This is a genomic window from Thalassobacillus sp. B23F22_16 (assembly GCF_043496955.1).
Lineage (GTDB): Bacteria > Bacillota > Bacilli > Bacillales > Halobacillaceae > Thalassobacillus > Thalassobacillus devorans_A.
This window is the reverse complement of sequence record NZ_JBIEKD010000029.1, coordinates 1-13,828: the sequence shown is the minus strand read 5'-3', so window position 1 is coordinate 13,828 and position 13,828 is coordinate 1. Positions and strand designations below refer to the sequence as shown.

Below are 13,828 nucleotides of genomic sequence, written 5' to 3'. Positions count from 1 at the left end.
GGATAACAGATTTTTTTAGTGGAATCCTGGTTGTAAAATGAAAGTGGTGTAATACGTAAACCCAATCATAAATACTGTCAGGTAGGCGCCGAATATGTACATATACATACGTTCTGACAGTTTTAAGTAGCTTACTGTAAGGAAAAAAGCCGTTTGAACTAAGAATAATAAAGCCGATTCATTCATGTCGCCCACATAAAACATGACGGTAAAGATACCAGTCCAAAAGGCAAGCACGCGGAACATACGATCCATGCTTTTCCCCCTCCTTTTCTTCGATGAAACTATCATAGATATTATAAACGACTACTTAGAGAATGTAAAATGAATCATCGAAAAATTGTCAGATTTGTGCTTTGTATAAACAGTTTGCACAACCATCCATCATATTATGCTCTTCTTTTAACACAATATCCTGGAACATCGCTTCAAACATGCCTTTTAGAAAATGACTATGCATCTCACACACCAGTTGTTTCTGATGAGAGGCTACTTCCTTGAAAGGACAGTTGTTTACAGTAAAAACGATCGTATCATCTGTCTGGTTATGGAACTCCGGAAAGAGCCCGGTCATTTCAGCTGCAGCTTTTAAAACTTCTGATTTTCCAGCACGATCTAAATGGCTTGCATGCGAAGCTTCCCTTTCCATCATTTCTTTACCAAATTTTTTCCCGGTTGTATAAAGTGCTTCCTGTCCGGCTTCCCCCATACCTGCAAAAGCTTCAAAAGCAATTTGAGCCAGTAATTGATAATCCCTGAAAGGGAAATGTAATTGGACTACTTCCTTGGAAAGGTTATAGACTCTGCTTGGTCTTCCGCCGCGTCCTGTTTTCTTAGTGTGTGAATGAAGCATATTGACGTCTTCCAGTTTTGATAAGTGGAGTCGTGCAACATTCGGGTGAATTTCAAAAGCCTCTGCAATATCCTGGACGGTAACATCTGCATTTTTTTTAACTATAAACTCATAAATATGAAAACGGGTCGGATCACTTAATACGTTAGTTATTTTCAAGGTCTGTTCCATGGACAGTCACCCCTCGTAATAGGTTTGCCCTCATTATAATATAAACAACATGCTTTGTTATCAAAAGGGAAAGAATGTTAAAAAACGTACACAAATTGAAAATATAAAAAAACCCCTTTTGTTCAAAATTAGTTTGACCCTAGGGATTATTATGGCATTTTGGGAGCATGCAGCATAGAGGGACAACAAAAACTCATAATATAAAGTGATGACCCGTCACGAATGCAAAGATTAAAAAACAGCAAAAAGAAAAATGCCTTGGGTTAGAGCTAACCTATTCCAAGACACTTTTCTTTGATAAAGCTGGGCTAGCTGGATTCGAACCAACGAATGACGGAATCAAAATCCGCTGCCTTACCACTTGGCTATAGCCCACTAATGATGATGTGGTCTTAGTTTGTACCTTTGGTTAAAATTTATACACGATTATTTAATAAAATTCATTATAATTCTGTCTCATATCTTCGATTTAAATTTTTTCTTGTTCCATCTTTAGTCAGGATCGATAGTTGAAGAAAGTAGGTTCGTCCTTCTATCCGTACATACGTAATATTAACTTCTCCATCCGGAAAAAAGTACGTGGTTTCGCCGCTTTCAGGCAGTTCTTGATTTTGCTTCGTTTCATCCCCAAACTTTGCCAGACCAGACTGGATTAAAGTATTGATGACGATTTTTTTAACATGCAAGTCAGTATTATATTGATGGTTTTGATATAAGTGAATGGATGCAGAAGTAACCGTCAGGAACATAAAAGCCACCAAGAAAACAAATGGGTATATAAACCCGTTAAGGATAGGAGGACGAGTAAGCCTGCAGGAGCTTTTCATATTCAGACCCTCCTTGGTCAGTAATTTTAATAACCAGCAGGTTATTACTTATAGTAAACTCCACATCCCTGACTCCTGTTAGTAAAGTTTCATGGCCACGCCCGCCAACCTGCCTTCGGATGGTAGTTCCATACTTCTCAATACTGATGATGTCACCATCTGGTGACTGGAATGTTATTTGAGTGTTTGTTACAGTTTTCAAGTCATTGTATGATAATTCATCGGAAAGGAAGTGGAAAAGCTGATGAATGCTAAGCTCCTGATTACGGTTGTCCATGGAGAGTAGTTGAAAGATAGGAGAGAGAAGGGCGGTCAGTAAGGAAAAAACCAATAGGCTGATAATTGTTTCTGCAAGCGTATAGCCGTTATGTCTCCCGGTATCCATTAAGACAAACACTTTCTCTCTTATTTTGTTTGCTTATCCATGTGGCACACCCTTTTATAAGCTCTCCATGTGATTTGAATGTTATCTCAATTACTGTAAAATCTTTAAGGCTGTAGCTTTTATCATTTGTAAGAGATTCATTTATTTCCCTTACTAATTCATTATGGAGAATAGATACTGCCTTTCTTTTATCAGCAAGATCTGCCTCTTCTAAATTTACTTTCATCAGAATCGGGAGGGTGCTCAGTAATATCATAAGCAGCAAGCCGAAAGCGAATATTACTTCCACTAATGTAAAGCCATTATATTTCATACATATAGCACCTGCTTTTTCCAAAGGGAAAAACCACCCTGTAGGATTTGCTGTTCGTTTTTATCCGCATACTGCCGGGACTATAAATAGTTCCATCAGAGGAAAAACGAACAGGCACTTTCAATGTTTGCAGTTCCAGCTTAATGGTATCGGGAATGGAACGCTCCAAAACTTTCCGCTCGGTTTTTGTTTCTAATAAAAAATATTTTTTCTGTGAAGGCAGGATCATCAAATCATAGAACGCCTGATTTGTCATCGATAGCTGCTGGGTAAGTAGCACGTCATCTTCGAATTGTTGATAAAACGTGTGAAAAGTATGAGCCTCGACAGTTTTACTATGAAAGGGGACTGCGATAGCGATTACAACACTGAGGGTTAATAAAACAATCACCGTTTCTATTAAGGTGTAGCCGTTCCTAGTTGACATAATTATATTCTAGCTTCCTGTATTCGTGGTTACTTCACCATCGACCACTTCAAGAATCTTATCATTAGGACACTTTGTTTGAGTGTCGGTTAAGTATTGTTCACTTACTAATTCTGATATATTTGCAGGTAATTTGTTTTCAGCGATATAATAAGCCTGCACTTGCGCTTCTACAAGCTTTACCAGACCGTCGCATCCTTTATCGCGTACCATCGAGTTATTATTACTGACATTCGGTATGGTAATGATTAATAATACGGAAATTATGAGCAGGACAATCAGCATTTCAATCAACGTAAAGCCTTTTTCGTTTTTGAACATATGGTTTACTTCCTCTCTATAGTTGGTTCATCCATTGATACATCGGCAGCATGATCGATCCATATATAAACAGGATAAAAACCGCAACGATGATAAAAAATATCGGCTGGATGAGTTCGAGTGTTTTGTTTAATTTTTGTTTTGTCATTTCGGTAAGCATTTCGGCAAGCACTGCTAGATCCCTCGTCATTGTTGTGATATCTGCAGTTTTATGAAATATGGTGGTCAGCTCTGCGCGGAATAATGGGCACTGATGGATGGCCTGGGCAAGTGTTGCGCCTTCTTCAAGCTGATGTAAGATATGCATGGAGTGATGTGCGAGCAGGGGATAATGATTTTGACTGCTAATCACATGTAAAGCCTCTTTTAGGGAGATTCCGGTAGAAAGAATCGAGTGGAAATGGGTAGCAAATAAAAATGTAAGTTTGATTTTTTGATAATCTCTTAAAAGAGGTATTTTTTCGAATAATTTAATTTGGCTTGTGATGGAAAGTTTCTTATGTTTTAACTTCCATACCAAAGCGAGGAAGGTGAAAGTGAGCAGAAACACTTTACTGGTATCAAAGACAAAACCGACTATATTCACAGCGATCTGCAAGCCTAAGCTTTCCTTGCCGGATTGGAACAAGTCAAGCAACGCTGGAAAGATCGTTTGATCAATGACGACCAGCATAATCACTAAAAAGATACTTAAAAAAATTGGATATCGAATCACCTGTTTGAATTTATCAACATAGGTTTTATCTAATTGAAGCATTGTACTGCATTGCTGGAAAACTTCATCAAGGTTACTGTGCATTCTGGCAAAATATAAAAAGGAGACGACATTTTTGGAGAAGCCTGATTTTTTTAGACAAACATCTATTGGTCGGCCATTTTTAAGTTCCTTGATTATTTCTGCAGTGATGTCAGCAAAGCGTTCATCCCAAGTCACTATTTCAAGGGCTTCGAGCAAAGGGTAGCCTTTCTTTAAAAGACGGCTCATCCTTTCTAAAAATTGTAATTGAAGCGGATAAGATAAATTTTTATTAGCGGGATTAGGAAAAAATTTCGTAAGGAAGGTATCCATAGGCATAAGCTTTTCTCCTTAAATGATCAAACGAATAAAAGGATGATTGGGAAGGGATCATATGGTGATGAATCGCATGTTGCAGAAGATCCCCATCCAACAGCTCCATAATAGCCGCTCGTCTAGGCAAGTGGGCTGCGGCGGAAATTGGCACAAGCTGCTGGGAAGCGATAGAGATTAATGTTTGTTCTAAATCAATGGTTTGTATCCCCATTTCTTTCAACCTTAATATGGTTCCGAGTGCATCTTTTGCATGCAAACTGGATAGGACCAGATGACCGGTGTGAGCAGCGTGAAAAGCAAAATGTGCTGTTTGCCTGTCACGTATTTCTCCTACCATGATTAAGTCAGGATCATGCCGCAATGCAGCTTTCAAACCCGCATCATAAGTGATGCCGGCTCGTTCATTTACTTGGACTTGGATAATGTTTTCCATATCTTTCTCGATCGGGTCTTCCAAAGTTATAGCCTGGTAGGAATTTTCTTTGATCAATGCCTGGATGAGGGCGTACAGAGTAGTTGTCTTGCCACTTCCGGTCGGGCCTGTGAATAAAATCATGCCACTTTGATGACCGAGCCATCGTTTAATTCGTTGATATTGAGAGGGAAAAAGGAATAGATTGTCCAGGGAAAGGGAATCCGTCTGAGGAAGAATGCGGATAGCGAGACTCTCGTTTGATTGAATAGGGAGCGTGGAAAGTCGTAAAGAGTAAAGGTGTTCTTTGTTTCTAAAAGAAAGGGAACCATTTTGAGGTTTTTTAATTTCTCCAATATCCATCCCGGAGGAGAACTTGTAGTAGGAAAGTAATTTGGCGTAAACTTGGGTGGAGATGGCAGAATGGAAAATTCGTTTTCCGTGGATTCTAAAATGAATATCGACCTTTTGATGATAAGGGGAGAAATGCAGGTCAGAAGCAGTGGATTGGATAGCGGCAATCAGCAGCTGGTTGGATAGGTTGGCAGTTGCACTCACTTGAATTTATCACCTCACAAATACTGTTTAGTTACATATTTCGACAAAAGTCTTAAAAATCCTGCTTATATTAAAAAAATATTTACAAAGGGGAGAAAAAATATATGAAGACCATTTATTTGATAGGGTTTATGGGGAGTGGAAAAACGACCGTAGCGGAAATATTATGTGAGAAGCTTGATGTCCCTTTAATTGAAATGGACAGTTTAATTGAAAAAAGGGAAGGGAGAGCAATTAAAGAGATATTCGCTGAAAAGGGCGAAGCCTATTTTCGTCAATTGGAAACTTCTTTGCTTGAAGAGATACCTTTGGAAAATATGGTGGTTTCCACTGGGGGAGGAGCTCCAATAAATTCGATCAATCAGAAATTAATGCGTAGGGGTACCGTTATTTTCCTTGATGCCAGCTTCCAGGTAATCCAGGAGCGGCTGTCACAAGATGAAAATCGCCCCTTATGGAAAGGAAAAGAGCAGGAAAAAGAGCGTCTTTTACAAGAGCGCTGGCCGGTTTATCAGCAAGTTGCAGATATTACCATCGATGTCGAGGATAAGTCACCGGAAAGCATTGCAGACGAGATTCTGAATGTATGGAAGTAATTATTTCAGTTCATACTATTAATGATTATATCTTCACTAAGGGTGAGCTGAATGTCCGGAAATGATTACGTTAAATATGTAACAGAAGAGTTCGTCCGCTATATGAATTTAACTAAAGAAGAAAAGCATAACCGAAAAAGGCAAAAAATTAAGCAGCCAAAACGGAACAAGTGGTTTGGCATGTTACCATTTGCCATGAAAATGCTTTTTAATCGCCATAAATAAGGCTGTCTCCACTGGAGGCAGCCTTATATTATGATTTGATTGGTGGTAGGCTGGGAAAAATAGAACAACCCGCCATTGATAACATCTACGGTAACTTTGGGGATAAACCTTCCTTTAAGAGCTTCGAGTTCCTGTTCCAGCAATTTTCTATCTTCTTCATTTTCTTCCTTGAAAAAAGCAGACAGCAACTGCTTTTCTTCGTGTAATGCTTCCATCGCCTGACTAGCCCAGCTACGGTCCTGACTTTCAATATGATTGTGAACATAACTGACTATCCGCTGATAACCACTTGGTATCCGAATCAACGGGGTCATGGGAAAGGTGAAATCAGATATTGTAGTTTCTAAAGGGTAATTTTCTATCCGTTCCATAAAAGAAGGCACCAGGGTTCCGTGTATAAGGTTCAGGCCTATTGACAAGAGTTCATCTTTTTTTTGCTTCCCGAAGTAACTGATTCTCAAGTTAGTGACCAGCCATGGTACCAAAGGGCTTTGTTGATCTGTAATGGTAACTGCTTCATAAAGTTTCGTAAACCGGCAGTTGTCCTGGAGAAAGCGGTATAACTGACGTAAACGCGGGGAACCGGAATGGATATACTCCCCTTTTTCTTCGCTAAGGTCAGGGTTGGTAATCAGCGTGAGTGACATGGGGTCACCTTGCCGGCCCATCTTTTTGATGTAATGCCAGTAAAATGGCCTGTTCATAAGTGCCTCGTCCATTTTGTCGGTCAACTGAATGACCAGGCGTCCGTGCTCATCTGAAAGAATAGGACAATCGTATTCATGGAAAAAACTTCTGATAAACTGTTCATGTGCGGCAGCTTCTTTCACGATGATGACCTCCGTTCTGCTTCAGAATGAGAAGAAATGACAGAGGCAAGGTTGTTCAATTTTATTTTAGCCTCACCGTAACTGGATGACTCGGAATAAATCGCCTCTATTTCGTGGCCCAAATCTTTGATGTCCAAGTCTTCCAAAATATGATCCAATTCTCCAATGGCATTTTCGAATAAACTTATTTTATCGTATAACAAGTTCAGGATATGCTCTTCTATCGTATTTTTGATAGCGAAGTTATAAATTTGCACATTCTTTTCTTGACCAAATCGGTGAATACGTCCTATTCGTTGTTCCAAACGCATCGGGTTCCATGGGAGATCATAATTGATCATGTTTCTACAAAATTGTAGGTTAATCCCTTCTCCAGCAGCTTCTGTCGCGATCATGACTTGTGCATGATCACGGAACAATTGCTTCATCCAGTCCTTTTTACTTCGTTTAAAGCCGCCACGAAACGGTACCGAAGATATCCCATGCTGCTGTAGGTACCATTGTAAGTAATATTGGCTGGCGCGATATTCGGTGAATACAATGAATTTTTCATCAGACTGTTGGATGATCTCCACCATACGTTTTGCTTTGGCATGGTGGGGGAGCTGTTCTACCCCTGAAATTAAATCATGTAAAGGACCAGTATTTTCCGGATCTCCTAATTTATCATACATTTGCTTGCTGGACAGGTAGCAGGCTTCCCGGGAAGAACAAAGTTCTTTCGCCAATGTAAGATAAGTGAAAGATGGATGGGTTCCCTTAATTGTCTCAAGTTTCTCGTAAACTTGTTGTTCCTCTTCCGAGAATTCGATCCACTCTGTCTTGACCATACGCTTTGTATCCGCAAGGCCTGTATCCTGTCTGCGGTTGCGGATCATCACCTTGCTGATCAACTTTTTTAAATGAAGGTTTCCATCCAGGTTGCCCATTTTCTTTCCATATTCCTTTTTGAAGGAGGACAAATCTCCAAGATAGCCTGGCTTTAAGATCGAAACTAAGTTAAATATATCGGTTATCCGGTTTTGTATAGGAGTAGCAGTTAACAACAAACAATACTTTTTCTGCACAGCTTTGACGAATTGATAGTTTTTGGTAGCTGGATTTTTCAATTTGTGTGCTTCATCAATGATAATCAGATCATAGGGAATGGACAGGATTTCACTATAATGAGGGTCTTTTTTCGCCATATCTATGGATGTAACCATAATATCAGCATCTTTCCAGGCGGGATTTTTCCGCGGAGCATATGCCTGGATATAAAATTTTTCATGTAATTCAGTGACCCATTGATTAACAAGCGATGCCGGTGTAAGGATCAGTACCTTATTGACCATTCCACGAATCAAGTATTCTTTCAAAACCAATCCGGCTTCGATTGTTTTTCCCAAACCTACTTCATCAGCAAGTATCGCTCTTCCCTGCATTTGATGAATAATTTCTTCCGCCGCTTCTTTCTGGTGGGGAAGAAAGTCGATATGAGGCAGATGACTTAAAGCTACGAGTCCTTCAAAATCGGGAACTGAAGAGGCTTTCGCTGCCTGGTAAGTAAGTTTAAACTGATTCCAACTGCTGATTGCATCAGGATTGGCCGCCTCTTTAGCTAATTGTTCCCCATATTTTTCGTCTAATAAAATTTCCATTCTATAGAAGCCTTCCTTTCCCTGTGCTCTGCTATCAGATAAAAGGTTCAAAATTATTTTTAAAACCTGATGGAGCATGTGATATAATGTTTGTGACAAAATGACAGATTTTTCACAGCTTTTATTGGCTAGTATGCCCAATTGAAAAATAAATACTATCAGCGAATGATCACAGGGGGAGAGACTACGTTTGTAGCGCCGAAGGAGCAAACATATAGCATGTGAATCTCTCAGGCAAAAAGACCCCTGTGTGACGCACCTCTGGAGAGTGTTCAGATTTGTGAACCACCCAAGAAGCAAGCCAGGTTTGTAAAATGCATTGAATGCGTTTACAATTCCGGGTGAAACTTTCTGGTGAACGGACAGAGTATCCCATACATAGCCGTGGGATATCTGTCTGTTTTTTTATACAAACTAGTAGAGGAGTGTTCGCATGGCTGATTTGAAAAGGACGCCGCTGTTTCCAGAATATGAAAAGCACGGTGCAAAGACGATTGATTTTGGTGGATGGGATTTGCCTGTCCAATTTTCTGGAATCAAGGATGAACATGAAGCGACTCGAAACAAAGCAGGACTTTTTGATGTTTCTCATATGGGAGAAATTTTTGTGGAAGGACCCGAAAGTGAGAACTTCTTACAAAAAATGCTGACGAATGATGTTTCAAAATTAGAACCCAAAAAAGCACAATATACCATTATGTGCTACGAAAATGGTGGAACGGTCGATGACTTGATTGTATATCAACTGGAAGAGGATAAATATTTGCTAGTCGTCAATGCTGCAAATGTAGAAAAGGATTATCAATGGCTGGAAGATCATTTAATTGATGGTGTGTCCATAAGAAATGAATCTGATGCATATGTTCAACTGGCTCTTCAAGGTCCAATTGCTGAGAAAGTACTGCAAAATCTGACTACTGTTGATTTATCAGCAATCAGATTTTTCCGATTTGAATTTCCTGTTTCTTTTGAGGGTGTACCAGATGACGCTATTGTCTCAAGAACCGGATATACCGGAGAAGATGGTTTTGAAATTTATATATCAAAAGAATCAGGTCCCCTTCTCTGGCAGAAGATTCTTCAAGCCGGCGAATCTGAAGGAGTCAAACCGATTGGCTTAGGAGCAAGAGACACGTTAAGGTTTGAAGCCAATCTTGCTTTGTACGGCCAGGAGCTCTCTCCTGAAATATCTCCACTTGAAGCGGGGTTAGGATTTGCTGTCAAGTTGAAGAAAGAAGCAGACTTCCTTGGTAAGGAAGCTCTTTTGAAACAGAAGGAAAACGGCCTGGAACGGAAACTTGTTGGAATAGAAATGCTGGACAAAGGTATTCCTAGAACGGGATATAAAGTTTTATCCGGAGAAAATGAAATCGGATTTGTAACGACCGGTACGCAATCCCCTACATTAGGGAAAAATGTCGGCCTGGCCTTACTTAATATAGACTATACGGAAGTAGGGACTGTGGTAGAGGTACAGGTGAGAAAGAGAAGATTGAAGGCGGAAGTTGTAAAGACACCATTTTATAAACGCGGATAATACAAACAGGGCAGGGGGATTTATCATGGAGTTTCGTTATTTACCGATGACGGAAAAAGATAAACAGGAAATGTTAGATACGATAGGAATCAATAAAACTGAGGAGCTATTCGAAGATATTCCTGAAAAGGTAAGGTTCAAAGGGGAATTGGGGATCAAGCCTCCTTCAAATGAATATAAACTCACAAAGGAATTGACCGAATTGGCTAATAAAAATGTCAATTTGAAGTCACATACTTCCTTTCTCGGAGCAGGAGTCTATGATCACTATATTCCGTCGGTTGTAGACCATGTGATTTCCCGGTCAGAATTCTATACTGCTTATACCCCTTATCAGCCGGAGATTTCGCAAGGTGAATTACAGGCAATCTTCGAGTTTCAGACCATGATTTGTGAGCTCACTGCAATGGATGTCGCAAACTCCTCCATGTATGACGGCGGGACGGCTCTGGCAGAAGCTGTAAATCTTAGTGCTGGTACAACCAGAAAGAAAAAAGTGATTGTATCAAGTACGGTTCATCCTGAATCACGTGCTGTCATTCAATCCTATGCAAACGGTCCTGGAGTGGAAATTATTGAAATTGGCCACGAAAATGGGGTAACAGATTTAAAAGCACTGGCAGCTGAACTTGATGAAAATACAGCAGGTGTCGTGCTTCAATATCCGAACTTTTTTGGCCAAATCGAACCGTTGGCAGAAGTGCGAGAGTTATTGGATACCCAAAAGAAAGCGATGATGATAGTTTCCAGCAACCCACTCGCATTGGGTTACATGACCCCACCTGGTGAATTCGGGGCGGATATCGTCGTCGGTGATGCACAGGTATTTGGAATCCCGGCTCAGTTTGGCGGGCCTCACTGCGGTTATTTTGCCACAACGAAGAAATTGATGCGCAAAGTACCTGGCCGCCTGGTAGGGCAAACAAAAGATGAGCAGGGAAGAAGAGGTTTTGTGTTGACTTTACAAGCCAGGGAACAACATATTCGCCGTGATAAAGCGACATCCAATATCTGTTCCAACCAGGCATTGAATGCTCTTGCGTCCTCGGTTGCCATGTCCTCGTTAGGTAAACAGGGCGTTAAGAAAATGGCATGGACCAATATTCAGAAAACCGCATATATGAAGAAAGCATTAGAAGACAATGGAGTGAATGTCGCGTATACAGGTCCGTTTTTCAACGAATTGGTCATCAATTTAGGAAATGATGTCCAGAAAGCAAACAAAAAACTGCTGGAAAAAGGATTTATCGGGGGCTATGACCTGGGTGCCAGCTATAATGAGTTAGCAGGACACATGCTGATCGCAGTGACAGAGGTTCGGACAAAAGATGAAATCGATAACTTCGCGCAGGAATTGGGGGATATAAATGGCTAATCAAGATTTTCCACTCATATTTGAACACAGCCAAGAAAGTCGTACAGGATTCAGTCTACCGGAAATGGACGTGCCTGAAGTAGATTTAACCGATATGTTTGACGAGCGCTATATCCGTGAGACGGAAGCAGAATTGCCGGAAGTAAGTGAATTGCAGATCATGCGGCATTATACTGCTTTATCTACTCGCAACCACGGGGTAGATTCTGGCTTCTATCCGCTTGGTTCTTGTACGATGAAATATAATCCCAAGATGAATGAAGATATCGCGCGATTGGCTGGTTTTAGTCATATTCATCCTTACCAGGATGAAGAAACGATCCAGGGTGCATTAGAGCTGATGTACGATTTACAAACAAGCCTGGCTGAAATTACAGGCATGCACACAGTAACCCTCCAGCCTGCGGCAGGGGCACATGGGGAATGGACAGGCCTTATGATGATCCGTGCCTTCCATGAAGCAAATGGTGATTTTGGCCGCACGAAGGTAATCGTACCTGACTCTGCCCATGGGACAAATCCTGCCTCCGCTACCGTTGCTGGTTTCGAGGCAGTGACAGTGAAGTCCGATGATCGTGGTCTCGTTGACTTGGAAGATTTGAAACGTGTTGTCGGCGAAGACACAGCAGCACTGATGCTGACTAATCCGAACACGCTTGGCTTATTTGAAGAACATATATTGGAAATGGCAGAGATTATCCATGATGCAGGGGGAAAGCTCTATTATGATGGTGCTAATCTTAACGCTATTCTTGGTTATGCCCGCCCTGGAGACATGGGATTCGATGTTGTACACTTGAACCTTCATAAGACATTCACTGGCCCACACGGCGGGGGAGGTCCTGGTTCTGGACCTGTCGGCGTAACAGAAGAATTTGCTGCCTATTTACCTAAGCCGGTTTTAATTAAAAAGGGAGAACAATATGGTTTTGATTACGATCGTCCAAAGTCAATCGGTCGTGTGAAACCGTACTACGGTAATTTCGGTATTAACGTCCGTGCTTATACGTATATTCGCACCATGGGAGCGGAAGGGTTGAAGAAGGTAAGCGAATACGCTGTATTGAATGCAAACTATATGATGAGACGTCTGGAGAAAGAATTTGACTTGCCGTTTTCCCAGCATTGTAAACATGAATTTGTGTTGTCGGGTAAGCGTCAGAAGAAGTTGGGTGTACGTACACTTGATATTGCGAAGCGTCTGTTAGACTTCGGATACCATCCACCAACTATCTACTTCCCGTTAAATGTGGAAGAAGCGTTGATGGTAGAGCCGACCGAAACGGAATCGAAAGAAACTCTCGACGCATTCGTTGATGCAATGATCCAAATTTCTAATGAAGCGAAAGAGGATCCTGAAATTGTGCAGGAAGCACCTCATACAACCGTGGTGAGCCGTATGGATGAGACTACTGCAGCAAGAAAGCCTGTGCTTCGTTATAACAAAGGTAGCTGATAAAATAGAACAACAAAAAAGCATCCCAAACAGGATGCTTTTTTGTTATGAAATACATGATGTTCATATTAACCTTTTTTTATTTTTCCGCCCCAGTGCTTGAATCCGCCTTTCAGCTGATTCAAATCGCGATATCCTTTTTTATGAAGAATTGCAGCTGCTCGGGCAGAACGCGAGCCACTTTGACAATACATGTAAACTGGCTGATCTTTACGCAGTTCGGTTAGACGGTGGTTCAATTGGGATAAAGGAATGTTGCGTGCTCCAAGAATGTGACCACCTTTGAATTCCTTTGGTTCCCTGACATCAATGAGTTGCGCTTTCCGGTAGCCTTGTCTAAATTCATCTTCAGTCAATGTAGTCAGGATTTTACGCGTTTTAAAAAATCTATATAGCCCAAAGCCAATTAATACGATGAGCGTTATGATTAATAATTCCATTGGTTCCTACCCCCATTTGTCTATTCCCTTATCTATTATATGGATGTTTGTCTAACTTTTCAAAGAGTTTTTATAGAAAGGCTATGTTAAATCCCCGTGTTGATTTTACAGTAAAGCTCCCTATAATGGAAGACTCAGTTTCAAGATAGTTGGGTCCGTTACCGTAATGGAAAAGGGATGGGCTGGGAAACGACTCGCTTTCCTGCGGGGGACCTGGCAAGCTTCCTCGGGCTAAAGCCCTGCGGGATCTCGCCTAGCCCCCTCTCCCGCGGGAGATTCCTGTGGGATTCAGTAGAGGGGTCTTGAATGAAAAAAAGCCCTCCGTTATGATGCATTTGTACAACCAAATACAAACAAACATCAAAAGGAGGACTTCCCCTTGAATTCTAA

General features: G+C 41.0%; 17 protein-coding genes, 1 tRNA gene and 1 riboswitch. Of the genes, 5 read left to right on the top strand and 13 right to left on the bottom strand.

Annotation, left to right across the window (positions count from 1 at the left end; translation table 11 throughout):
• Positions 1–15: 15 nt before the first annotated feature.
• The 10 genes from ACGTNI_RS17380 to comGA form a co-directional block, all read right to left on the bottom strand.
• Complete coding sequence (locus tag ACGTNI_RS17380; protein WP_062446698.1) at positions 16–255, bottom strand: DUF2626 domain-containing protein; 240 nt, start codon at positions 253–255, stop codon at positions 16–18.
• A gap of 88 nt (positions 256–343) precedes the next feature.
• Positions 344–1,024 (bottom strand): helix-turn-helix transcriptional regulator, encoded by a 681-nt coding sequence (locus ACGTNI_RS17375; RefSeq protein ID WP_394463919.1) that lies wholly within the window; start codon positions 1,022–1,024, stop codon positions 344–346.
• Positions 1,025–1,327: 303 nt separating this feature from the next.
• Positions 1,328–1,399, bottom strand: a tRNA-Gln gene (locus ACGTNI_RS17370).
• A 68-nt stretch (positions 1,400–1,467) separates the two neighbouring features.
• Positions 1,468–1,773 (bottom strand): hypothetical protein, encoded by a 306-nt coding sequence (locus ACGTNI_RS17365; RefSeq protein WP_394463918.1) that lies wholly within the window; start codon positions 1,771–1,773, stop codon positions 1,468–1,470.
• Positions 1,774–1,810: 37 nt separating this feature from the next.
• Positions 1,811–2,236 carry a competence type IV pilus minor pilin ComGF gene (gene comGF, locus ACGTNI_RS17360; protein ID WP_394463917.1) on the bottom strand — a complete coding sequence of 142 codons (426 nt, stop codon included), beginning with the start codon at positions 2,234–2,236 and terminating at the stop codon, positions 1,811–1,813.
• On the bottom strand, positions 2,217–2,573 hold the full coding sequence (locus ACGTNI_RS17355; protein WP_394463916.1) for a hypothetical protein: 357 nt from the start codon (positions 2,571–2,573) through the stop codon (positions 2,217–2,219). The genes comGF and ACGTNI_RS17355 overlap by 20 nt, the downstream gene beginning before the upstream one ends.
• A complete protein-coding gene (comGD, locus tag ACGTNI_RS17350; RefSeq protein ID WP_085508855.1) occupies positions 2,539–2,976 on the bottom strand; it encodes a competence type IV pilus minor pilin ComGD in 438 nt (145 codons plus the stop codon). The genes ACGTNI_RS17355 and comGD overlap by 35 nt, the downstream gene beginning before the upstream one ends.
• A gap of 9 nt (positions 2,977–2,985) precedes the next feature.
• Positions 2,986–3,297: a competence type IV pilus major pilin ComGC gene (comGC, locus tag ACGTNI_RS17345; protein ID WP_085508854.1), complete on the bottom strand. Its 312-nt coding sequence runs from the start codon at positions 3,295–3,297 to the stop codon at positions 2,986–2,988.
• A gap of 16 nt (positions 3,298–3,313) precedes the next feature.
• The gene (comGB, locus tag ACGTNI_RS17340) at positions 3,314–4,372 is read right to left on the bottom strand and encodes a competence type IV pilus assembly protein ComGB (RefSeq protein ID WP_394463915.1); all 1,059 of its coding nucleotides are present in this window, start codon (positions 4,370–4,372) and stop codon (positions 3,314–3,316) included.
• Entirely contained in the window at positions 4,335–5,339 is a 1,005-nt protein-coding gene (gene comGA, locus ACGTNI_RS17335) for a competence type IV pilus ATPase ComGA (protein WP_085508852.1), read from the bottom strand. Before comGA ends, comGB begins: the two co-directional genes overlap by 38 nt.
• Positions 5,340–5,443: 104 nt before the next feature.
• On the opposite strand from comGA, the gene ACGTNI_RS17330 reads away from it, so the two are divergent.
• Together ACGTNI_RS17330 and ACGTNI_RS17325 are read left to right on the top strand one after the other, a co-directional pair.
• Positions 5,444–5,935, top strand: coding sequence for a shikimate kinase (locus ACGTNI_RS17330; protein WP_394463914.1), 492 nt, complete (start codon positions 5,444–5,446; stop codon positions 5,933–5,935).
• Positions 5,936–5,986: 51 nt separating this feature from the next.
• A complete protein-coding gene (locus ACGTNI_RS17325) occupies positions 5,987–6,160 on the top strand; it encodes a YqzE family protein (RefSeq protein ID WP_082412084.1) in 174 nt (57 codons plus the stop codon).
• Positions 6,161–6,183: 23 nt separating this feature from the next.
• Here ACGTNI_RS17325 and ACGTNI_RS17320 read toward each other — a convergent pair whose 3' ends face one another.
• Together ACGTNI_RS17320 and ACGTNI_RS17315 are read right to left on the bottom strand one after the other, a co-directional pair.
• Entirely contained in the window at positions 6,184–6,990 is an 807-nt protein-coding gene (locus tag ACGTNI_RS17320) for a YqhG family protein (protein ID WP_394463913.1), read from the bottom strand.
• Positions 6,987–8,630, bottom strand: coding sequence for a DEAD/DEAH box helicase (locus ACGTNI_RS17315; RefSeq protein WP_394463912.1), 1,644 nt, complete (start codon positions 8,628–8,630; stop codon positions 6,987–6,989). The genes ACGTNI_RS17320 and ACGTNI_RS17315 overlap by 4 nt, the downstream gene beginning before the upstream one ends.
• Positions 8,631–8,795: 165 nt before the next feature.
• Positions 8,796–8,886, top strand: a riboswitch (glycine riboswitch).
• Between the two features lie 177 nt (positions 8,887–9,063).
• Here ACGTNI_RS17315 and gcvT point away from each other — a divergent pair.
• The 3 genes from gcvT to gcvPB are packed head-to-tail and all read left to right on the top strand — an operon-like array spanning position 9,064 to position 12,998.
• Positions 9,064–10,167 carry a glycine cleavage system aminomethyltransferase GcvT gene (gcvT, locus tag ACGTNI_RS17310; RefSeq protein WP_394463911.1) on the top strand — a complete coding sequence of 368 codons (1,104 nt, stop codon included), beginning with the start codon at positions 9,064–9,066 and terminating at the stop codon, positions 10,165–10,167.
• Between the two features lie 25 nt (positions 10,168–10,192).
• Positions 10,193–11,542 (top strand): aminomethyl-transferring glycine dehydrogenase subunit GcvPA, encoded by a 1,350-nt coding sequence (gene gcvPA / locus ACGTNI_RS17305; protein WP_394463910.1) that lies wholly within the window; start codon positions 10,193–10,195, stop codon positions 11,540–11,542.
• Entirely contained in the window at positions 11,535–12,998 is a 1,464-nt protein-coding gene (gene gcvPB, locus ACGTNI_RS17300; RefSeq protein ID WP_394463909.1) for an aminomethyl-transferring glycine dehydrogenase subunit GcvPB, read from the top strand. Before gcvPA ends, gcvPB begins: the two co-directional genes overlap by 8 nt.
• 68 nt (positions 12,999–13,066) lie before the next feature.
• Here the strand turns inward: gcvPB and ACGTNI_RS17295 are convergent, their stop codons facing one another.
• The gene (locus ACGTNI_RS17295) at positions 13,067–13,438 is read right to left on the bottom strand and encodes a rhodanese-like domain-containing protein (RefSeq protein WP_062446668.1); all 372 of its coding nucleotides are present in this window, start codon (positions 13,436–13,438) and stop codon (positions 13,067–13,069) included.
• Positions 13,439–13,828 lie beyond the last annotated feature (390 nt).